This is a genomic window from Myxococcus virescens, from assembly GCF_900101905.1.
In the GTDB taxonomy this organism is placed as follows: Bacteria; Myxococcota; Myxococcia; order Myxococcales; family Myxococcaceae; genus Myxococcus; species Myxococcus virescens.
This window is the reverse complement of sequence record NZ_FNAJ01000007.1, coordinates 191,662-212,572: the sequence shown is the minus strand read 5'-3', so window position 1 is coordinate 212,572 and position 20,911 is coordinate 191,662. Positions and strand designations below refer to the sequence as shown.

At 67.2% G+C, this 20,911-nt stretch carries 19 protein-coding genes and 1 tRNA gene; 11 read left to right on the top strand and 9 right to left on the bottom strand.

Features of this window, described 5'->3' with window-relative positions; all coding sequences use genetic code 11:
- Positions 1 to 128: 128 nt before the first annotated feature.
- The 5 genes from BLU09_RS21630 to BLU09_RS21610 all read left to right on the top strand — a co-directional run bounded on the left by BLU09_RS21630 (position 129) and on the right by BLU09_RS21610 (position 4,909).
- Positions 129 to 758 carry a hypothetical protein gene (locus BLU09_RS21630; protein WP_090491417.1) on the top strand — a complete coding sequence of 210 codons (630 nt, stop codon included), beginning with the start codon at positions 129 to 131 and terminating at the stop codon, positions 756 to 758.
- A gap of 51 nt (positions 759 to 809) precedes the next feature.
- Positions 810 to 1,229, top strand: a complete 420-nt coding sequence (locus BLU09_RS21625) for a hypothetical protein (RefSeq protein ID WP_090491416.1) — start codon at positions 810 to 812, stop codon at positions 1,227 to 1,229.
- Positions 1,230 to 1,590: 361 nt separating this feature from the next.
- Positions 1,591 to 2,115, top strand: coding sequence for a hypothetical protein (locus BLU09_RS38280; RefSeq protein ID WP_143043161.1), 525 nt, complete (start codon positions 1,591 to 1,593; stop codon positions 2,113 to 2,115).
- 23 nt (positions 2,116 to 2,138) lie between these two features.
- Positions 2,139 to 2,750, top strand: coding sequence for a hypothetical protein (locus tag BLU09_RS39460; RefSeq protein ID WP_244171929.1), 612 nt, complete (start codon positions 2,139 to 2,141; stop codon positions 2,748 to 2,750).
- A 569-nt stretch (positions 2,751 to 3,319) separates the two neighbouring features.
- Positions 3,320 to 4,909, top strand: a complete 1,590-nt coding sequence (locus tag BLU09_RS21610) for an MBL fold metallo-hydrolase (protein ID WP_090491414.1) — start codon at positions 3,320 to 3,322, stop codon at positions 4,907 to 4,909.
- 57 nt (positions 4,910 to 4,966) lie between these two features.
- Here BLU09_RS21610 and cysC read toward each other — a convergent pair whose 3' ends face one another.
- Positions 4,967 to 5,524, bottom strand: a complete 558-nt coding sequence (gene cysC, locus BLU09_RS21605) for an adenylyl-sulfate kinase (protein WP_090491413.1) — start codon at positions 5,522 to 5,524, stop codon at positions 4,967 to 4,969.
- Positions 5,525 to 5,630: 106 nt separating this feature from the next.
- Here cysC and BLU09_RS21600 point away from each other — a divergent pair, with 106 nt between their 5' ends.
- Entirely contained in the window at positions 5,631 to 6,416 is a 786-nt protein-coding gene (locus tag BLU09_RS21600) for a thioesterase II family protein (protein WP_244171928.1), read from the top strand.
- Positions 6,417 to 6,425: 9 nt separating this feature from the next.
- Here BLU09_RS21600 and BLU09_RS21595 read toward each other — a convergent pair whose 3' ends face one another.
- Positions 6,426 to 7,202, bottom strand: coding sequence for a 4'-phosphopantetheinyl transferase family protein (locus tag BLU09_RS21595; RefSeq protein ID WP_090491411.1), 777 nt, complete (start codon positions 7,200 to 7,202; stop codon positions 6,426 to 6,428).
- 201 nt (positions 7,203 to 7,403) lie between these two features.
- On the opposite strand from BLU09_RS21595, the gene BLU09_RS21590 reads away from it, so the two are divergent.
- The 4 genes from BLU09_RS21590 (at position 7,404) to BLU09_RS21575 (ending at position 11,679) form a co-directional block, all read left to right on the top strand.
- Positions 7,404 to 8,657, top strand: a complete 1,254-nt coding sequence (locus tag BLU09_RS21590) for a glycosyltransferase family 2 protein (RefSeq protein WP_090491410.1) — start codon at positions 7,404 to 7,406, stop codon at positions 8,655 to 8,657.
- Positions 8,654 to 9,754, top strand: coding sequence for a coiled-coil domain-containing protein (locus BLU09_RS21585; RefSeq protein ID WP_090491409.1), 1,101 nt, complete (start codon positions 8,654 to 8,656; stop codon positions 9,752 to 9,754). The genes BLU09_RS21590 and BLU09_RS21585 overlap by 4 nt, the downstream gene beginning before the upstream one ends.
- A 51-nt stretch (positions 9,755 to 9,805) precedes the next feature.
- The gene (locus BLU09_RS21580) at positions 9,806 to 10,945 is read left to right on the top strand and encodes a hypothetical protein (RefSeq protein WP_090491408.1); all 1,140 of its coding nucleotides are present in this window, start codon (positions 9,806 to 9,808) and stop codon (positions 10,943 to 10,945) included.
- A 164-nt stretch (positions 10,946 to 11,109) separates the two neighbouring features.
- The gene (locus tag BLU09_RS21575) at positions 11,110 to 11,679 is read left to right on the top strand and encodes a hypothetical protein (protein WP_244171927.1); all 570 of its coding nucleotides are present in this window, start codon (positions 11,110 to 11,112) and stop codon (positions 11,677 to 11,679) included.
- 141 nt (positions 11,680 to 11,820) lie between these two features.
- Here BLU09_RS21575 and BLU09_RS21570 read toward each other — a convergent pair whose 3' ends face one another.
- Together BLU09_RS21570 and BLU09_RS21565 are read right to left on the bottom strand one after the other, a co-directional pair.
- A complete protein-coding gene (locus BLU09_RS21570; RefSeq protein ID WP_090491406.1) occupies positions 11,821 to 13,428 on the bottom strand; it encodes a Rieske 2Fe-2S domain-containing protein in 1,608 nt (535 codons plus the stop codon).
- 265 nt (positions 13,429 to 13,693) lie between these two features.
- Positions 13,694 to 14,782 carry a carbohydrate-binding protein gene (locus tag BLU09_RS21565; RefSeq protein ID WP_090491405.1) on the bottom strand — a complete coding sequence of 363 codons (1,089 nt, stop codon included), beginning with the start codon at positions 14,780 to 14,782 and terminating at the stop codon, positions 13,694 to 13,696.
- A gap of 349 nt (positions 14,783 to 15,131) precedes the next feature.
- On the opposite strand from BLU09_RS21565, the gene BLU09_RS21560 reads away from it, so the two are divergent.
- A complete protein-coding gene (locus BLU09_RS21560) occupies positions 15,132 to 16,091 on the top strand; it encodes a TerC family protein (protein WP_090491404.1) in 960 nt (319 codons plus the stop codon).
- Positions 16,092 to 16,240: 149 nt separating this feature from the next.
- On the opposite strand, the gene BLU09_RS21555 is transcribed toward BLU09_RS21560, so the two are convergent.
- The 5 genes from BLU09_RS21555 to BLU09_RS21535 form a co-directional block, all read right to left on the bottom strand.
- Positions 16,241 to 16,312, bottom strand: a tRNA-Val gene (locus BLU09_RS21555).
- 90 nt (positions 16,313 to 16,402) lie between these two features.
- Positions 16,403 to 16,672, bottom strand: coding sequence for a hypothetical protein (locus tag BLU09_RS21550; protein ID WP_011553508.1), 270 nt, complete (start codon positions 16,670 to 16,672; stop codon positions 16,403 to 16,405).
- A 12-nt stretch (positions 16,673 to 16,684) separates the two neighbouring features.
- Entirely contained in the window at positions 16,685 to 17,110 is a 426-nt protein-coding gene (locus BLU09_RS21545) for an SCP2 sterol-binding domain-containing protein (RefSeq protein WP_011553507.1), read from the bottom strand.
- An 8-nt stretch (positions 17,111 to 17,118) separates the two neighbouring features.
- Positions 17,119 to 18,738 carry an Hsp70 family protein gene (locus BLU09_RS21540; protein ID WP_090491403.1) on the bottom strand — a complete coding sequence of 540 codons (1,620 nt, stop codon included), beginning with the start codon at positions 18,736 to 18,738 and terminating at the stop codon, positions 17,119 to 17,121.
- A gap of 90 nt (positions 18,739 to 18,828) precedes the next feature.
- Positions 18,829 to 20,907: an ATP-dependent helicase gene (locus tag BLU09_RS21535; RefSeq protein WP_090491402.1), complete on the bottom strand. Its 2,079-nt coding sequence runs from the start codon at positions 20,905 to 20,907 to the stop codon at positions 18,829 to 18,831.
- Between the last annotated feature and the right edge of the window lie 4 nt (positions 20,908 to 20,911).

Sequence of the window (20,911 nt, the reverse complement as noted above, 5' to 3'; positions counted from 1 at the left end):
CCGGGGTGTACCGGCCCGGCCTCGTGCCTCGTTGGTGCAAACCCTCCCAAAGCAGCGAAACCGAATTGTCATGACTTAGAGGCTTGCATATATGGACTCTAATTCCTGATTTCGGACGGGAGGGGTCCATGACAGCAGCTCGGCTGGGACGCGTCGCAGCGCTCGGCATGGCCATCGGCTGCGCCGGGGCGCCTGAACCGAGTGGCACGCGGGACTATTGGCGTTCAGGCCCCCACGTCCACGTGCGAGGCCCCTGGGAAGCCATCACCCCGTCTTCCGACGTGGACGAGGTCATCGACCAACTCTGCCCTGCCGTCATGGAGCTGCCGCGCGCGATGGCGCGCGACTATGAGCAGGAGTACTGCGGCGCCATCTACTCACTGGGAGACGGCATCTACCACGCCAGCATGCCCTCACCTCTGGGCGAGCCCGAACCGGTTGGCCCCTCGAAGAGGAAGAAGTGCATCCCACCTCGCTACGTCGCCGACCCGAGAGGGCGAACGATTGTGCTCGGGGACTTCCACAGCCACCCGTGGGCTCCCTCGTCACTGTCGCTCGTGGACCGGCTTGCCGAGACGCAAATCTGGACCATCCGCATCCAGTTCGACCGCGCCTGCACCATCACCAAGCTCGTGCCGAATCTCGGCAGCGAGCAACCCGGAGAGGTCTACCTCCGACAACGCAAGCACTGGAAGCTGGTGGGCATCATCAAGCACGAGAACAAGGCTCTCGGGCTCGTCACTGCGGTGGATGACTGAGGGCTGAGCGTGTCGATGCACATCCGAAATCGTTGCCCGCACGGAGGCCCCATGAAGCGCGTTCTGCTCCCCCTTCTTTGCGTGCTGCCCGCATGCGCCCTGTTCCAACGGCCGCCGCGCCCGGTGCATGCGCCGCCGGAAGAGGCTGCCGCCTTCGCAATCCCGCTCGCGATTCCAAGCGAAGGGCTACAGATCATCAGCGGCACCACCCTGCGTGCCATCCAGCTCGCCATGGAGGACTACCTGCCCTGGGACCGGAAGCTGCCCAAGGACGCCACACCGCTCTATGAGTGCCTCAACCGCCGCGAGTCCTACGAGGTCGCAACAGCGCCGGCCTCCCCCGGGGTTGTGCTCGTCAGCATCATCCCGAACCCGAAGAAGTGCGACATCGGAACGGCGCCCACGCTGGAGGGAGGCGCCACCTATGCGATTGACGTGAACGCCTGGCGCATCCTCGCAATGCAGCCGTAACCACACGAAGAGCTGCCTCCGCGAATGCCGTCATGCTCCACACCCGCCTGGTGCATCTCGCTGGCACGCTGGCTTGTCGAAAGGGAGCAGGTAGCATGCGTCGATCGACGACGCCACTTGGCGTGCGGCAAACTCGACCGGATTCATCGCGAACGTGACGAAGTCGCTACTCCCGTCGTACTTCGTCATTCACACCACCGAATGCAGTCTCATCAAGCCAGGGTCATCTCGCTCCAACTCCCATGGAGCATTCACCGAGCGCGGCTATAGCAAAGTCGTTGGGAAGTCCCTCGCAAACGTCATCGACTGGGGACACAGCAACGACTTCCCATTTACCGCAATGCGCCCGTGCGGACGCTGAATGACTGGCGTGCTGCTTCCCCTACCCACAACGACGTTTCGCAACCAGCCCTTCGAGCCAGCGCGAACGCCAGCCGACTTCACAAAGAGAGAACAGCACGCAGATCCAGACGAGACGCTTGTCCTGAAAGAGAAGGCAATGAAAGCCCACCATGACCTTCTCGTCGAACTACACGCGCTGCTGCAGAAGAATGGCTGGACGCATATCAACGAGGGTCCTGGAGCTATTGTTCTGTGGGCCCACAGTCCTGGGGGTGGACCACGAGTCATTTTCGAAGCCAAGACGCTGGGCCGCCACGAGGTACACCAAACGCGGGCCGCCCTTGCTCAGCTATTCGAGTACCGCCATGAGCATGGATCGAAAGAGGACGAACTCTGCCTCGTTGTGAACCGCCGACTCAGCAACAAGCGCGAACGCCTCCTGGCGGCCCTAGGCATTTCGGTCATCTGGCATGACGGACTTCGGTTCAGCACTTCCCACGGGGCCTCGAAAACCTGGTTGACGAAGATTGTAGGAGCACGCTGAACGCACCTGGCGCCCTGACTTGAGTGCGCTCGGCCGTCGCCCTCGACCGCGTCGTCGCCTTGCGGCAGACCCGAGACATTGCCCGCGACCTGACGTTGAACCCTGACAGCAAGCACATGCCGGAGAAAGTGCTCTTCAATCTCCTCGTGCCCCTCAATGCCATGAACACCATCCAGACACAGCCCGAGGACCTCACGATGAAGGGCATCCGCCATGGAGCGGTGCTGTTCCCGCGTGGGCGCCTCGTCGACAGACCGAGTGGGCCCGTTCGCATTCCGACAGTCCGCAGCCCCCAGGTGCCATTGACGCGTTCTCTAGCTATCCTGAGAACGCATCACCTTCTCACAAAAGGGGAATTCATGCGTACAGGCATCATGGTGGGTCTGCTGGCAGTAGGGCTGATGACGGGCTGTGGCGGCATCGAAGAGGAGACCGCCACCGAGCTCGAAACGGAGGCCCAGGCGATCCCCTGTCGTGACATCACCGGCCGGGATTACGTCATCACGTACTACGCGGAACCCGCGAAGGTCACCAAGGTCGGTGAACTCCTCTGCGGCTGCAGCACGCCGGAGACGGTCCTCAACGGCACGAAGACCTCCTACTACGAGAAGGTCTACGGCTGCTTCGCGATGTAGCGAAAACGCCCCGCCCAATCTGACACGGCGGAACGGCGCGCGGGCAACGGGGACCCGTTTCTCGCGCGCCCGTCGAGGCCCCGTCAGGGACTCAGTGCGCCCGGTAGCAGTAACGCCCTGGGTCGCCCTGCGTGCAGTCCTCGGGACAGGTCCGGGCCGTCTCCCCAGGACAGCACGCGCCGTTTCCACAGAACTCACCACGTGGGCAATCAAGGGGACAGCTCAACCGCTCGCCGAATTCGCAGACACCATCTCCACAGACCGCGAGCGTGGCTTCCGACGTGCCGAGCGCCTCATCCTGCACGTCCTCCGAATCCATGGCCCCAACGCCGCAGCCCACGGCCACTCCCACCATCAAGGCCAGCACAACATTCCAAGCTGCCTTCATCGGGACGCTCCTTGCTCGGGTTGCACGATGAAAGGGATACGCCCGGATGCTCGCACGGTTGAGCTAACGCAAAAGATGCGCCGTGTTGGCCCCGTGCATCACCCTTCGAATCCGTGTATCTACGGGCCCCACGCTTGCCAATTTCCCGACGTTTTCCGGACCTCGCTCGGAGGAGACCGCCATGCTGGACCGCCCCATGTACCTCAAGCCGAACGTCGCCATCGAGCCGCTCTACAATCAGTGGTACGCGTGGTGGTACCTGCTGTCTCCGGCGACGGCCCCGCTGTTCGTGACGAACCTGCACCAGAAGCTGATGCAGTCCTTCGTGGCGAACCCGGACGTGCACGTGGCGGCCCTGAAGAACCCGATGCTGATGGGCGGCCCGTTCATCAACCACCCGGCGGCGAAGGCCCCGCGCGTGAAGGAGCTCCTGGAGCGGACGCAGAAGGAGCAGGCCAACATGCTCGCGTACACCAAGGCGGTGGCCGAGCTGGAGCAGCTCATGGCGCCCAACAACGGCGGCTCCCTGGAGGGCCTCTACGCCAAGGTGCCCGACATCCTCCGCGGCTACGTGGAGCTCACGTACGACCTGAGCAACCGCGCCAGCGCGCGGTACATCGAGCCGCTCCTGTACCGCAGCCCCTTCCACAAGGAGTCCTCGCAGAGCGTGACGCTCATGCAGGTGGACGGCGACTGGCGGCCCTACATCTTCAGCACGCCCCGCCTGGAGGAGGACACGCCCCTCTGGCTGCGCGTCCCCTACAAGCATGAAGGACTGGACGCCCTCTTCCGCATGCGCCACACGCCGGGCTCGCCCGGACAGGTCGCGGAGATGCTCGGCGTGCCCGCCTCCGCCGCGGACGCCTTCGCCGCGCTCTTCACGGACGTCGAGCCCCGCCGCACGGAGCGCTACAGCGGAGAGGGCGTGCGCGTGCGCTACTTCGGCCACGCCTGCGTGCTGCTGGAGACGAAGGACGTCAGCATCCTCACCGACCCCGTCATCAGCTACGAGTTCCCCACGGACCTCCCCCGCTTCACCCACTCCGACCTGCCCGAGCGCATCGACTACGTGGTCCTCACGCACGGCCACGCAGACCACCTGATGATGGAGACGCTCATCCAGCTGCGGCACCGGGTGGGCTGCATCATCGTCCCGCGCAACAACGGCAACTCACTGGCGGACCCGTCGCTGCGACTGATGCTCCACCACAACGGCTTCAAGAACGTGGTGGAGATTGACGACCTCCAGGAGATTCCCGTGCCGGGCGGCTCCATCACCGGCCTTCCCTTCCTGGGCGAGCACAGCGATCTGGCCATCCAGGCCAAGACGGCGCACCTGGTGCGCCTGGGCGGCAAGTCCATGCTGATGGCCGCGGACTCCAACGCCATCGAGCCGCGCATGTACCAGCACCTGCGCGACATCGTCGGCACCATCGACGTGCTGTTCCTCGGCATGGAGTGCGAAGGCGGCCCGATGAGCTGGATGTACGGCCCGCTGCTGTGCAATCCCCTGCCCCGGAAGATGGACCAGGCCCGCCGGCTCAACGGCTCCGACAGCGCTCGCGCCATCGAAATCACCAACTACCTGTCGCCCAAGGAGGTCTACGTCTACGCCATGGGCCAGGAGCCGTGGCTGCGCCACGTGATGATCCTCGTCTACGACGACAAGGCCCCGCAGATTGTCGAGTCGAACAAGTTCCTGGAGCACTGCCGCACGAAGGGCATCCAGGCCGAGCGCCCCTACGTGAAGATGGAGCGCATCCTCGCCTGAGTCCGCGCCTCCGTTCCCCCGAGGTGCGCGGACGTTCCGCCACCTCGGGGACGCGCTTCACGCCGCCGCGGCGGCGTCGAGCAGGCCCCGCTTTCGCAGCGTCTCCAAGACGCGCCACAGGCCCGCCTCCACGGTGTCCACATCCGAGCGGACGGTGACGTCGGGCGCGTCAGGCGCCTCATAGGGGTCCGACACGCCGGTGAAGTGCGCCAGCTCGCCGGCCAGCGCCTTCTTGTAGAGCCCCTTCACGTCCCGGGCGATGAGCACGTCCAGCGGCGCCTGGACGAAGATCTCCACGAAGGGGATGCCCGCCTCCTCGGCCAGCCGGCGCACCTCGGCGCGCGAGTTCGCATAGGGCGAGATGGCCGCGGCGATGACCCCCACCCCGTGCTTCGCCAGCAGCCGGGCCACATGACCGATGCGGCGCACGTTCTCCTCGCGGTCCTCGCGGGTGAAGCCCAGTCCGTGGGACAGCCAGGTGCGCACCTCATCCCCGTCCAGCACCTCCACAGGCATCGACGAGGCCAGGTGCGCACGCAGGGCACGGGACAAGGTGCTCTTGCCCGCACCTGACAGACCCGTCAGCCAGAGTATGAAGCCCGCGGAACGCCCCATGGTGACTCCAGAATGACGCCCCTGCGCGTCCCCGAAACGCTAACACGCCACGCGGCCTCCGGGACTTGACCCGTTTTCCGTGGCCATGCGACAGAGCCTTCACGTCATGCAAAGCGCGTCCAACTCGAGCCCTCATGCCCCCGACCGCTGGTTCCCCACCCGGAAGCCGTTGACGGACCCGCGGCTGCGGCTGTTCTGCCTGCCGTACGCCGGTGGCAGCGTGGCCATCTACAACCAGTGGAGCCAGGGCCTGCCGGCGGGTGTGGAGCTGTGCCCCGTCCAGCTCCCCGGGCGCGAGCGCCGCCTGTCCGAGAAGCCCATTGGCAGCCTGCCTGCCCTGGTGGACGCGCTGCTGCCCGCCATCGCGCCGCTGCTGGACCGGCCCTTCGCCTTCTTCGGTTACAGCATGGGCGCTCGCATCTCCCTGGAGCTCGCCAGGCGCCTCCAGGCCCGCAACGGCCCGCGCCCCGTGGGCCTGTTCCTGGGGGCCGCAGGGCCGCCGTCCGTCAACACCCGCGAGCCCATCCACCACCTGCCCGAACCGGAGTTCATCGCGCAGCTGCGGCGCTACGACGGCACGCCCGAGGAGATCTTCCAGCACCGCGAGCTGCTGGAGCTGGTGCTGCCCATGCTGCGCGCCGACTTCGGCATCGCCTTCACGGAGGACGGCCCCCAGCCCGCGAAGCTGGAGGTCCCCATCTCCGTCGTCGGCTCGCCCGACGACAAGCACGTCCCCACCGCGAACCTGGAGCGCTGGCGCGACGAGACGCGGAGCGAGGACGTCCGCGTCCGCCTCTTCCCCGGCGGCCACTTCTTCATCAAGTCGCAGCGGGACGCCCTCCTCGCGCACATCAGCGAGGACCTGAACCGGTGGATGGGCCGCGCGCCCTGAGCCCGCCGTCTACACCGCCTGGAACCGGGGCGGCGTGTCCCCGGCCAGCGGCACCGTGAACTGCCAGCGCACCGTCAGCGGCTGCCCACGGGGCCGGTTCACCGCTACCGCCGCCTGGTGCCGCTCCGACGGGCGCAGCTGAACGAACTGCCACGCGTCCGGCACGTCTTGCATCCGCGGGTCAAAGGAGATGCGCGGCGCCTGTCCCGGCTCCAGGTGGAAGGCGAACTGGTCCAGCGGCAGCGACAGCCCCGCGCCACGCGCCTTGATGTAGGACTCCTTCAGCGTCCAGTACTCGAAGAAGCGCTCCCGGTGCCGCTCCGGCGGCAGGGCCTTCAGCGCCGCCACTTCCGAGGCGGCGAAGTAGTGGTCGGCGATCTCCACCGTCTCCCCCTTCCGCTGCGCGTCCTCCACGTCCGCGCCCAGCTCCGCGTCCCAGCCCACCGCCACCAGCGCCATGCCGTCCGTATGGGACAGGTTGAAGCGCAGCTTCGGGCCCCACGCCCCCCGCACCACCGGCCGGCCGTACGTGTTGGTGTCGAAGGCCCAGGCCTCCGGCGCCACCGGCGCGTAGCGGGACAGCGTCAGCCGCACCAGCGCATGGCTCACCAGGTACTGGCGCTGGTGTCGCTCGAAGCGGAAGCGCTGCTGCTTGTCGCGCTCCTTCGCGTCCAGCAGCGCCCAGTAGGCATCCAGGAGGCGCCGGTCGTCGATGCGCTCGGGCTCGACAATCCATACATGGACCTCATCCGGACGCAGCGCGAGGGGCTGGAAGTCTGTCGGCATGCCCCCTTTCTACCACCGCTGCCTGCTCGCTCCTGCGTGCTTCTGCGTGGCATGGCCACTGATGGCCACTGTCTCTGACCCTGGAGGCAGATGGCACACACCGTTGCCCCCGCCAACCTTTCGCTCGCTCGTGTTGGGGTTCGCAGCGGCGGGTGGGGTCGCGACGAGGGCGGCTCGTGGCGTGATGGGGGGCAGGGACGGATGGAGCTCTTTCCAATTCAGTTACTATTCATGGTGGTTCTGATGAACCGCTATGTCCTCGGGCCATTGCTACGGCGCCTGAAGGGGCGGAAGTTCGACAGAGTCGACGACACCTACCTGCCACGAGTCGCCATCGTCATCCCGCTGTTCAACGAAGGCGAAGGCATCTACCACGGCGTTCGAAGTCTCCTGGAGCAGGACTATCCCAGCCACCTGCTGCAAATCGTGGTGGTGGATGACTGCTCCAAGGACGACAGCTACGCCTGGGCACTGAAGGCGGCGGAGGGAAATCCCAACGTCATCGTCATGCGCAACCCGGAGAACATGGGCAAGCGCAAGGGCATCAACCGCGCGGTGAAGGCCGCCACGGACGCGGAAATCATCGTGTCGGTGGACTCGGACGTCATCGTCGACAAGGCCGCCGTCCGCCAGCTGGTGCGCCGCTTCGTCAGCCCGCGCATCGCCGCGGTGGGCGGCCGAACCTACGTGACGAACCGTCATCAGAACTGGATGACGCGGATGATTGAAATCAAGTTCCACTTCGCCCAGGAGTGGCTCAAGGACCTGGAGCGCAGCTTCCGCCAGGTGATGTGCCTGTCGGGCTGCCTCACCGCCTACCGCCGCCACGTGCTGTTGGAGCTGGAGCCCATCCTCGAGGCGCGCGCCATCGCGGGCATCCCCATCAAGTACGGCGAGGACCGGTTCCTCACGCGGCAAATCGTCAAGCACGACTACGAGACCGTCTACACGCTGGACGCCTTTTGCTTCACCGCCGCGCCGTCGACGCTGGCCGGGTACTTCTCCCAGCAGCTCCGGTGGCGCCGCTCCAACCTGGTGGACCTGCTGGGCGGCCTGTCACACGCCTGGCGGCTCCACCCGGTCGTGGCGGTCCACTACGTGTCGCAGCTCGCGCTGCTCCTCTCCTACCCGCTGGTCATCGTGCACAACGTCCTGACCGGCGAGTTCTGGGACATCCTCGCCTTCCACTTCCTGGTCATCGGCTTGCTGGGGGTCATCTATCGAATCGAAACACGGCACCTTCCCGCGGACCGGCGAGTCCACGGCGCCAGTTTCCTGCCCATGGCCCTGCTGATGCCGGTGACGTACGCGCTCTTCACGCCGCTGGCACTGCTGACGCTGGACTCGGGGAGCTGGGAGACGCGGGGCAGCGCCAGCGCCGCTCCCGAGACGTCGCCGGTCGACTCCGGGGGCCGCTTTCCTCCCACCCATGCTGGTGAGGGCACTACGCCATGAACCAACGCGTCGCCAATCGCGTCAACAGCATCGCCGTCTCCGCCTACAAGTTCATCGGTTCCCTGCTGCTCGGGCTCATCATGCTCGGGCTGGTGTCCTTCCTGTCCGTTCAGGGCTTCTTCCTGGTGAGCCGCAGCTGGGTGACCCCCACGGTCATCTCGCCGACGGACCCACAGATTCTCACGCTCAATACGCAGGTGGCCGCGCAGACGTCCGCGCGCGACCACGTGTTGTCGGACCGGCGGTCGGTGGAGAACCGCATCTCCGACGCCGAGCGCACCGTCGCCGCGGAGCGCGCGTTCCAGCAGCGTTTCCTCGTCGCCCTGCGTGGCGAGCGCGACGCCAGGGACCGGGTGGCACAGCGGCTGTCGTTGCTGCGCCGTGAGTACAACAACGCCCGGGCGGAGATTCTCCAGTCCAACCGTGCCTTCGCCGGACTGGCGCGCACGCGCACCGACGCGCTGTACGACGCGCGCCTGATGGAGCAGGAGGAGAAGCTCACCATCAACCACCACCTGGCGCAGCTGGCGCAGAGCAACCTGTCACTGGCGCAGTCCTCGGCGGACCTGGAGACGCGGCTGGATTCGCTCCAGCGGGAGATTGCCGGCCTCTCAGCAGTGCAGTCCGGGATGGGCAAGAACGAGACGCCCCAGGGCATGACGTCCGACGTGCTGCTGCTGGAGCGCGAGTACACGCACTCCGTCCTGGAGCAGGCCCGCGCGGAGGCGACGCTGAAGAGCCTCCAGACAGACCTGGCCGCCCTGGACGAGGTGGCCCTGCGCTACGACACGCTGATTGCGTCGCTGCGGGCGTCGCCGTACCTCAAGGCCATCGAGAAGGACCTCACGGTCGCATTCGTCCCGTACGAGAACATCCCGAACGCCGAGCAGGGCACGCCGCTGTACGCGTGCGCGGCCAAGGTCATCTGGTGCCATGAGGTGGGCGTCATCGGGCGCGTGCTCGAGGGCGAGGTGTCCCTCAAGCACCCCATCCGCCAGTACATGCTCCGCGGCGTCATGGTGGAGGTCCAACTGACGGACGCGCCTTCCGCCCGGGAAGACCTGCTCCACCTGGGCCGGCCGCCGCTGCTGCTGTGAGTCCTACCACCCTTTGACTGGAGACGGCCTCGGAGCCGGAGACACTCGACCATGCGGATGACCGTCACTTGTGGCGCATTGCTGTCACTTGCCGCGCGCCTGGCGCTGGCCCAGCCGGCGCCTCCTCCCGCGGGAGAACTCACGTCGCCGTCCAGCGAGGACCGGGCCGCCGGTTACTGCGACTTCGTCCGCGGCGTTGGCAGCGCGGAGGCCGCGCTCGAACTGGCGCCCGAGCTGTTCGGGGCCTTCGGCGTGGTCAACGCGGGCGAAGCCAGCGGCGGCGCTGGTACCACGCCGCTGGGTGAGCCGACCCCGCGTGTGACGGCGGGGTTGATGTACGACCTCGTGGGCATCTACCGCGGTCGAGCCATCCACAAGCGCGCGGAGGCGGACTGCCGCCGTCAGCGGGCGATGACGGTGCTGGAGTCCGCCATCCGCCAGGGCAGCGGCCTGGGCGAACAGGCCGCGCTGGAGGCTCGAGCTCGCGTTCTGGAGGAGGCGCTGCCCCACGCCGAGGCGCTGCTCACGTCGCTTCGCAACGACATGAAGCAAGGCCTGGTGACGCTGGAGGAGCTGAACGCGGTGCAGGTTCGACTGGATGGGCTGCGTCAGCTTTCCAGCAACACCCAGATTGCTCGCGAGCGGCTGGCGGCACGGCCTCGGCTTCAAGAAGGTCAGCGGCTGGAGAGTGTGCTGAACGAGCTGCGAGCCGCGGATGACCAGCTCGAGACGTATAACGGCGCGCTGCGCCGCTCGCGCGCCTGGCGCGTCAGCCTGCGCGGTGGGTACGACGAGCTCATCGACGTCGACCAGGACCTGCCCCTCTTCGGGCAGCTCACGCTGTCCTACAATCTGGGCCACCTGTGGCAGGGCTCGGCCAACGCACGGGCGAGGGAAGGCCGCCGTCGCGCGACACTCGATGACGTGTCAGGCGTGCCTCAGCGGGTCAACGAGCTGGTCGCCGAGCTGCGCACCGTCCACCGCACCGAGGAGGGCCGGCTGCGTGAGGTGAGCACCCTGGTGTCGGACCTGGAAGCGCAGCTGAAGTCCATGGACGCGCTCCAGACGCGGGAGGTTCGCCGCTTCCGCGGTTACCTGATGATGGAGATTACCCGCCTGCGCGCGGAGCAGGCCTATTTGCGTGCCCATGTGGAATCGCTTCAGTCCTTCCTGGGTGCCCGGTCGCCGTGACACCGCGCCGGCTGTTCGTGGCCTGCGGCGTCCTGGCCGCGCTGCTGGGCGCCGGCCCCAGTCCAGCGAATGAAAGCCGGGACGGCGGTGTCGCGCCACAGCGCGCTCCGAAGGAACGGGATGAGCCGAGCCGCCCACGGGCTCCCCGGAAGAAAGGCAGGCCCATGCTGACGCGCGTCCCATTGTCCCGACTGAAGGTCAGTGAAGGAAGCCTGGAGCCCGGCCCCGGCGAGCAGCTCCTCGTCGACGGGCCGCGCATGCGCGCCATCGTGCATGGAAGCACGACGAGCAACGTGGCGCTGCGCTTCACCCTGCGAGGCCCCACTGAGCGCCAGGTGGCCCTGGCTTCGGGGGAGCAGCGCCAGCAGGTGGGTCTCAAGCTCTTCGCGGTGGATGCCTGCAACGTGCTGTACGCGATGTGGCGGCTGGCACCCAAGCCGGGCATCGTCGTCAACTTCAAGCGCAACCCGGGACAGCACACCAGCCGCGAGTGCGGAAACCGGGGTTACACCCTCCTGCGCCCCGAGCAACACGTCCGGCTCGAAGCGCCCTCGCCAGGGGAGCCCCACACGCTGCGGGCCCAGGTCGACGGCAAGGTCCTCCGCGTCTGGGCGGACGACACGCTCGCGTGGACGGGCCAGGTGCCCGAAGCGGCGCTCGCGCCGGATGCCCCGGTGGGCCTGCGCTCGGACAACGTCCGGCTGAGTCTCCAGCTCTCGACGCCGCCGCACTGAAGGGGGCGGCCCCTCCGCGCCAGCTCACCGAACGCCCTCGGCCAATCCGGGAGGCGCGCCAGGGGCACGCCGTCACCGGCTCCGCGCTTGCGTCGCCCCCTGAGCGCCACGGCAACCGCGCGGCGCCCAGGGGACGCGGCACTACAGCTGAGGCTGCGGGTCCGCCGCCGGCGTCTGGGGCTTCTCCTGCTCACGCTCGGGCAGCAGCTCCGCGCAGAGCGTGGACGTGTTCTGCGTGCACACGCCCCCCGCGTCCAGGTCGAACTGCCAACGGTGGCGCGGGCACACCAGGTAGCGCCCCTCCTCCACCCAGCCCTCGGACAGGTCGGCGCCCTGGTGGGGGCAGAAGCGCTGGATGGAGAAGCGCCGCCCACCGGCCTCCACCACCGTTCGCTCCCGCTGGGACTCGGTGGAGCGGATGCCCTCGCAGAACTCGCGCATGTCCTCGATCTCCACGCCCAGGAAGCCGTGCAGCACCGGCTCGTACACGTCCGGGTTGCGGCTCAGGCGCAGGCGGAACGACAGCAGGAAGTCCTCCCAGGTGAGCTTGCGGTCCAACACGCGCCCCACGTCGGCCGCGCTCGTCTTCAGCGTGTAGCGGACCTCTTCCTGGATGTCCGCCACCACGTGGACACGGCGCGCCTTGAAGTCCACGCGCAAGAGCTTCTCCGGAAGCTCCGTCAGCTCCACGTAGAGCGGCATGCCCACACGCTCGTGCAGGTCGAGGAGGTCCAGCTTGCGCTGCAGCTCCACGCGCAGCCGCTCGTGAATCTCCGCCACCTCCGCGACGAGCAGGTTGCGCCGGCGCTCGCGGAACACGGACTCCTGCCGCTTCGCGTAGTCGTGCAGGTACGCCTTCAGGTTCTCCGGCGTCACCCGCTCGGCCACCTGCGAGACGAACTCCAGCGACTTCGCGTCCAGCACGTCCCCGGGCATCGGCTCCAGGTAGCGCGTCTTCCCCTGGGGCAGGCGCTGCCGCAGAAAGGCGAAGAGCTGCGTCGCGTTCGGGAAGATGTTCACCTTCTCGAAATTGAGGTGGAACTGCGCCGGGTCCAGGAAGGCCGCGGGCCCGGCCGCGGCGATGTACGCCCGCGGCTGAAGCACCTCGAGCGTGCGCGCCACCGCCTCGAACTTGCTCTCCCGCTTCTTCAGCGAGATGGCCGCGTAGGTCTCCGCCGGGTACTCGTAGCAGGTGGGATGCCAGATGGCCCCGGAGAACTGCGCGGAGAACACGTCGATGGGCCCCTCCTCCGCGACGATGCGCCCCATCCGGTCATGGAGCTTGCAGTCGTTGATGTTGAGGAAGCACTGCCCGTCACCGCGCACCATCACCGCGGAGTCACGGTTGGTCCCCTGCTCTGACACGAACAGCTTCACGTAGCCGCCCTTGATGGGGACCTCGTGGCCGTCCTCGCAGGCGATGACCTGCTTGCAGCCATACCTGGCGAACACGTCCTGCAGTTCGGAGCGGTGGAAGCGCGGCACCAGCACCGTGAAGTCCCTCTGGCGGATGGTGGCCAGGAACTCCGGGTCGAAGTGGTCCTTGTGCTCGTGGCTGACGTAGAGGTAGCGCTCCTTGCCGGGCGTCTCCAGCTTCTCCCGCACGCGCGGCGCCAGGTGGTGGTTGCACGGCAACTGCATCCACGCCGAGTCGAATGCCCCGCGGGACGACAGCCACGGGTCCATGACGACAAGGGCCCCCGCCGTCTCCACGACGAACCCGGCGTGGCCCAGGAAAGTAATGTGCATGGGAAGTCTTCCTCTCTGACAGCCAGTGGGCCGGCCTGAGCGCCGAGCCCCGGCGAAACAGGCTGCCGGCGGCTGGCTGGCGCGTCGGCGCCCGCAAGGTGGGGGGGCCGAAGCCACACTCGCCACCCGCCCGGGAGGTGGACCTTCCCGTCCATGGACGCACGAAGGGCGCGGAGGACCTCGTCGGGTCCCCCACGCCCTCGTGGGACTGCGGACTGCTGTTCAGGCGCGCTCCCGCTCAGCGGGCGCGCCAGGCATCAGCAGCTCACTGCTCCGGCGCGATTTCGCGCACGGACAGCCACTTGAAGTCCACGTCGTCGGTGCTGTCCCAACGGAACGTGGCGATGGGGCCGCCCCACGTGAGCGGAATCGCGCCATCCGCGCCGCCGCAGTGCTCGGCGTCACCGCCCCAGTCACCGGCGTCCACGAAGTCGTAGACCTTCTCCCAGGAGACCTTGTCGGCGTTATCGTTGAGGTACAGCTCCAGGTGCACGGCCTCCTTGCCGTTGACCTGCGTGTTCCGCATCACCGTCTTGAAGCCCACCCAGCGGCCCGTCAGCGGCTCCGTCACCTTCTTGTACGGCGCCTGCTCGTAGGAGACGTGCCACGCCTCCTTCTGGAAACGCGCCTGGCCGTTGAAGTGCAGCGCGCCCTTGTAGCTGCTGCCCTCACAGCCCTCGTGGTCGTCGTTGTGCTTCCCGCCACGCGCATACATGTCGAAGTTGTCGGACTCGTCGGACGCGGAGTTGAGCTTCACGAAGCCCGTCATCTCGATGTTCTTCCAGTCATTCGGCGACTGCATGTAGCCACGGCTGGCGAGCACGTCACGGTCATACGTGGCGATCTCATTCGGCTTGTAGCCGGTGGACGTGAAGACGTTCATGCGCACCTTGTCGCTCTTGAGATTCCAGGAGCCGTCCGAGTTGCGCGTGAGGTCGTCCTGCGGATCGAAGCGGCTGTCGGACATCGCGTCGTCGGCCAGGAACCACTGCTCACCGCCGGCGACGGACGGGTGGATCATCGTCACGCCGAACTTGTCCGCGCCCGACTCGACAGGCTGCTCGGGCTCGGTCGACGGGTCCTCGGGATGCGTCGAGGGCTCGTCGGGCGGCGTGGTGGCGACAGGCCCCTCCGGCGAAGTGTCAGAGTCCCCAGGCTCCGGGGTGCCAGGGGTCTGGCCTCCGGGCGTCTGCTCGGACGGAGAGGGAGCAGGCAGCTGCGGAGACTGGCCAGGGGTCTCGGTCCGCCCTGGCGCGTTGGAATCCTCGTTACCAGCTTCACTCCCGCAGGCCGTGATGGCGGCCAGGGCGAAGAGCGCACCACACGTCGAGGACAGAAAACGATTCCGAGTCAAAATGGCGTCCTTACTGCTTGAGGCATGAGGGTGACGAGTCCCCAGGCGCCTATCGCCTGGGGTTGGCTCGACGCGTCCTTCCGTCGGGAGGGGTAGTTGCTCTCAGGGACGGTGACGCCTGGCTGGTCTCATAGCCCCGTGTTTGATTTTTCCAACCGGGACGGTTCCAAACCCATCGCCTTCAAAACCACTTCCCAAACATTTGGGATGTTTTTGACTGTCCGTATGCCCCCCGAGCGACAGAGGGAGCATGGTCGCATTTTGCCCGGGTCCTTCGGTTTTCTCGATGGAGTGTGGCTGGAATTCCTATTTGCGGAAGGCTCGGATGACTCCTATCTGACGCCCCCATATGGAAACCTTCCCAAGCGTCGGCAGCCCGGGCCTGTGGGCCGGCTTTATCGCCTTCGTCATCGCGATGCTGGCGCTCGATCTCGGCGTCTTCCACCGCAAAGCCCATGTGGTGAAGTTCAAGGAGGCCCTGGGCTGGAGCGCGTTGTGGGTCAGCCTGGCGCTCATCTTCGGCGCGGGTGTCTGGTGGAAGTTCGGGCCTGAGCCCGGCCTCCAGTTCATCACCGGCTACCTCATCGAGAAGTCGCTCTCCGTCGACAACATCTTCGTCTTCGTCGTCATCTTCTCGGCGCTGCGAATCCCCGCGCTGTACCAGCACCGGGTCCTCTTCTGGGGCATCCTCAGCGCGCTGGCGCTGCGAGCCATCATGATTTTCGCGGGCGTGGCGATGCTGGCCCGCTTCCACTGGCTCATCTACGTCTTCGGCGGCTTCCTCATCATCACGGGCGTGAAGCTCTTCCTCCAGCGCAACAAGGAGGACAACCCGGAGGAAGGTGCGCTGATGCGTCTGGCCCGGCGGACCATCCCGTCGACGCCCAACTTCGACGGGCACCACTTCTTCACCGTGGAGAACGGCCGCAAGCTGGCCACGCCGCTGCTGATGGCGCTCCTGCTGGTGGAGGCGTCGGACATCCTCTTCGCGCTCGACTCCATCCCCGCCATCTTCGCCGTGACGACGGACCCCTTCATCGTCTTCACGTCCAACATCTTCGCCATCCTCGGCCTGCGCTCCATGTTCTTCATGCTGGCCGGCGCGGTGGAGAAGTTCAGCTACCTGAAGGTGGGCCTCTCCGCGGTGCTCGTCTTCGTCGGCGCGAAGATGGCGATCATCGACTTCGTGAAGGTGCCGCCCGAGGTATCGCTGTCGGTCATCGCCGGCCTGCTGGGCGCGAGCATCGTCGCGTCGCTCATCAAGGCCCGGCACGCGCCCACCGGCGACGCCGACGCGCCCAAGGTCTGAGCCGCCGCACCGCGGCCTCACGCCGCGATTCCAAGCCCACTCCGCGCAGCATGCGGGGTGGGCTTTCTTGCGTCTGGCGCGGCGATGAAGGCGGAGCCCAAAAGCAGAAAGGCCGTGAGTCCCGATTCGGACTCACGACCTTTCTTGAGTGGGCGCAGCAGGGTTTGAACCTGCGACCCCTGCCGTGTGAAGGCAGTGCTCTACCGCTGAGCTATACGCCCTTCTGCTGTCTGCTGCCCGCCGCCGGTGTTGCCAGCGGCGAACGCGGGTGTAGATGCCATTCGCCCGCTCAGGTGTCAACGCATTTTCGACTACAGCGCGCCGAGCTTCTCATCGAGCTCGCGCAGCCGGCGCTTGAGGCCGGACAGCTGCTTGCCCAGGGCCTTGAACTCGCTGCGGGGCGCGAAGTTCAGCGCCTTCATCAGCTCCTCCTGCCCCCGGTCGAGCGCCTGCTTGCCGCGCTGGGCTTTCCCAATGGCGTTGGCAATGGCCATGGCGCGACGGTCGTCGGCCATGAGCTTCTCCATGGCCTTGCCTGACACGTTGAGGGCCTGCTTCTTCAGGTCGTCCTTGATTCCCATGGGGTCCCTCGCTCAGGGCTCGTCGATGAACTGCGTCTGCAGCTGCGCGAAGACGCGGTCGGCGATGCCCTTGTACTTCATGCGTTCGATCAGCGGCTGCAGGTCGCCCTTCATGGAGATGCGGCGCTTGAGCACCGCCTCCACCGGGTCCAGCGTCCCCTTGAGGAGCTGCTTCCAGACGCTGTAGGGCGCGCGGGCCAGGTACACCGGCTCCAGCTCGTCCAGGTCGTCCGGATCCGCCAGGACGCGCGCCTTCTCGATGCGGCAGTCACCGGGGACGACGTGCACCACGAAAGCCTTCGCCAGCTTGCCGGGCTCGGCTTCCACCACCGCCCCGAAGTCGCCCTTCCAGCCCTTGCCGGCCATGGCGCACTCGGGATCCTCATTGGTGAGGCGGACCGCTTCGTCCACCCACTCCTTCGACGGGAACTTCGCCATCTGGACTCCTAGCCCCTCCGGAAGATGCTCTTGATACTGGAGAAGAGCCCCCGGTCGTCGCTCCCGCTGCTGGAGCTGGGCACCTGCTGTGAGTGACGCGACGCGACCTCCTGGAGCGCCCGCTTGAGCTGCTCCGGCGTGTCGCGGGTGGCGAGGTCCACCTTGCGCATGCCGCTCGCTTCCTCCACCGTCACCTGGAGCAGACACTCCTCGGTGAGGCGGAAGTCGATCTTCCGGCCGGCGGCGGCCGAGGGCACGCGAACCGTGCCCAGATATTCGTTGTCCACCAGCAGGTCACTGTCCCCCTGGTAGATGTCCAGCTCGATGAAGGGCGAGCCCGGCTCCTTGGGAGGAGGCAGGCGGAAGCTCTTCACCATGGGAATCAGCGAGTTCTTCTCGATGATGCGCTTCACGCGCCCGTTGGGCATCGCGTAGCCGATGGGCATGGACAGCGCGTCCAGCAGCGTCACCGCGTCGATGCTGCCCAGCGAGTCGCCCAGCAGCGCCGCGCCCAGGGCCACGCACTCGTCCGGGTGGACGCCCTTGCGTGGCGCCTTGCCGAAGTGCGCCTGGATCTTCTGCTGCACCAGCGGCATGCGGCTCTGGCCGCCCACCAGGATGATCTCGTCGATCTCCGCGCGGGAGATGCCCTTCTCCGCCAGCACCCGGTCGCAGATCTCGAAGGTGCGGTCCACCAGGTCGCCGGTGAGGCTGTTGAGGAACTCGCGCGTCAGGGGGATGCGCATGTCCATCGGCTTGCCCTTGCGCTCGTCGATGTAGGGCAGGTCGATGACGACGTTGGGGATCAGCGTGAGGTCGATCTTCGCCGCCTCCGCCGCGTTCTTGATGCGCTGGAGCGCGATGGGGTTCTCCGTGTTGAGGTCGACCTTGGTCTCCTCCCGGAAGCGCTCCAGCGCGTACTCCATGATGCGGTTGTCGAAGTCCGCCCCGCCCAGGAAGGTGTCGCCGCCGGTGGCCAGGACTTCGAAGACATTGCCGGCCAGGTGCAGCACGGACACGTCGAAGGTGCCGCCGCCCAGGTCGTAGACGAGAACCTTCTGATCCAGGCCCCGGTTGAAGCCGTAGGCCAGCGCCGCGGCGGTGGGCTCGTTGACGATGCGCTTCACGTCGAAGCCCGCCAGCCGGCCGGCCTCCTTCACCGCGTTGCGCTGGTTGTCGTTGTAGTAGGCCGGGACGGAGATGACCGCCCCCTCGATGGGGCCGCCCAGGAACTGCTCCGCGATGGTCTTCACCTGGCCCAGCACGAAGCTGGACACATGGGGCAGCGAGTACAGCTTGCCGCCCATCATCACCGCGGCGTCTCCGTTGGCGCCCTCGACGATGTCGTAGGGGAAGTAGCCCCGGAGCTCCTCCACCGTCTTGGAGTTGTACTTCCGCCCGATGAGCCGCTTGGTTCCCCAGAGCGTGTTCTTCGGGTTGGTGACCATCTGGTCCTTGGCCACCCCGCCCACCAGCAGGTCGCCGCGCGCCGACAGCGCCACGACGGAGGGCAGCGTGAGGTTGCCGCGATCGGTGGGGACGATCTTCGGGATACGGTTGCGGACGGACGCCACCAGCGTGTTGGTGGTTCCGAGGTCAATCCCGATGATGCGAGGTCTGTCCGCCATGAAGTGAGGGGGCTCGTGCCAAAAGACGCCGCCCCTGACTCCACTGTCTATCACGTCGCGCACGGGAGTGCGCGTTTCTGGGCGCCGGTGTCAGTCCACCGGGTCCGATCCACCCGGAGGGGGACCATCCTGCCCCACGGACGCCTCGGGCTCCGCCTCCAGGGTGGACAGGATGCACCGGTCGAACGGTGCGTCCTCCCCGCCGGGCAGTTCCTGGAGGAACCGGGACGGACGCAGGAGGATCCGCTCCCCGTCCCGGGGCAGCACCGACTGGGGGTACACCAGCGCCAGCGTGTCCCGCGCCCGGGTCAGGGCCACGTAGAACAGCCGCCGCTCCTCTTCCTCCTCCTCGGGCAGGCGCGTGGCCAATGACAGCGGAAACCGCCCGTCCGCCAGCCACAGGACGAAGACGGCCCGCCACTCGAGCCCCTTGGCCTGATGGACGGTGGACAGCGTCAGGCACGCCTCCGGCCCCTCCTCTCTCAAGGCCTCCCCCGCCGCGAACTCCGACACCAGGACGATCTCCGACAGGAAGCGCGCCACGTCCTCGAAGCGGCCGGCGAACTCCGCCAGTTGGCGGACGTCGTCCTCCCGGTGCTCCTCCTCGGAGAACTCCGCCCGGAGGAAGTCCGCGTAGCCCCCGGCGAGGACGTCCTCGATGAGGCGCCCCGGTGAAGGGGACGCCTCCGGCCGGGTCAACCGCCCCATCAGGTCACCGAAGGCCTGGAATCCCTTCTGCGCCTTGCGTGGCAGGTGCGCGCGGACGTCCGCATGGGCCAGCCCCTCCGTCAGGGGAGTCCCCTCCGGCGATGCGCGCAGCGCGGTCCAGAGGTGCTCGGCCGTCGCCGGTCCCACGCCTGGGACGCGCCGGATGACGCGCTTGAAGGCCAGCTCATCCCCCGGGTTGTTCACCAGCCGGAGGTGGGCCAGCACGTCCTTGATGTGGGACTGCTCGAAGAAGCGGACGCCGGAGCGCACCCGGAAGGGGATGCCGCGTCGGGTCAACTCCAGTTGGAGCTCCAGCGAGTGATTGTGGGCCCGGTACAGCACGGCCATGTCCTCCAGGGACAGGCCCTGGTCGCGGAGCTCACCGATGCGCTGGGCCACGTAGGCTGCCTGCTCCCCGGCGTCCCGGGCGGGGACGATGAGCGGCTTGACGCCCGGGGACCGTGCCGCCGTCAGCACCTTGGGGAACTGGTTCGTGTTGAGCGCGATGGAGGTGTTGGCCAGCCGCAGGATTTCCGGCGTGGAGCGGTAGTTGCGCGTCAGCGCATGGACGGAGCAGCCCGGGTAGCGTTCGGGGAAGCCGATGATGTTGGTGAAGTCCGCGCCCCGGAAGCTGTAGATGGACTGGCAGTCGTCCCCCACCACCGTGAGGTCCTTGCGCTCTCCGGCGAGCAGATCCACCAGGTCGCCCTGGAGCCGGTTGGTGTCCTGGTACTCGTCCACGAGCACGCAGCGGAAGCGCTCGGTGAGCTGGGCCTTCACGTCCGGGTGATGCGTCAGCAAGCGCTTGAGGTGCACCAGCAGGTCATCGAAGTCCATCAGGTGCATCTGCGCCTTGCGCTGCTGGAAGCGCGCGGCGGCGGCGAGCACCTCGGGTGCCAGCGGCAACATCTGCGGCCGGCGGTCCATCAGCACGTGTGACACGGGCTGCTGGAGGTTGGCCGCCAGGGAAACCAGGTCCAACACCAGGTCTGGCCGGGGAAAGCGCTTGTCGCTCTTGAGTCGGCGCTCGGCGATGCACGTCACCATCAAGTCCCGCGCGTCCTCGCGGTCCAGCACGGTGAAGTTCGTGGAGAAGCCCAGCACGCCCGCGTACTGGCGCAGCAGCACGTGCGCGGCATGGTGGAAGGTGCCGCCGAGGATGCGCCGCACGTCCACGAAGGCGCCGGCCAGCTCCTCCACTCGGCGCGTCATCTCCCGGGCCGCCTTGTTGGTGAAGGTGAGCAGGAGGATGCCCTCGGGCGGAACGCCCCGCTCCAGCATGCGCGCCACCCGGAAGGTCAGCGTGCGCGTCTTGCCGGAGCCCGCGCCGGCAATCACCAGCACGGGCCCCTCCCCCGCCTCCACCGCGCGCAGCTGCTCCTCGTTGAGGAGCGCGGCATAGTCGATCCGCAGCGAGGGCTTCGCGGCCGGAGCCTGGAGCGTATCGGTGCGGGAGGCCATGGGG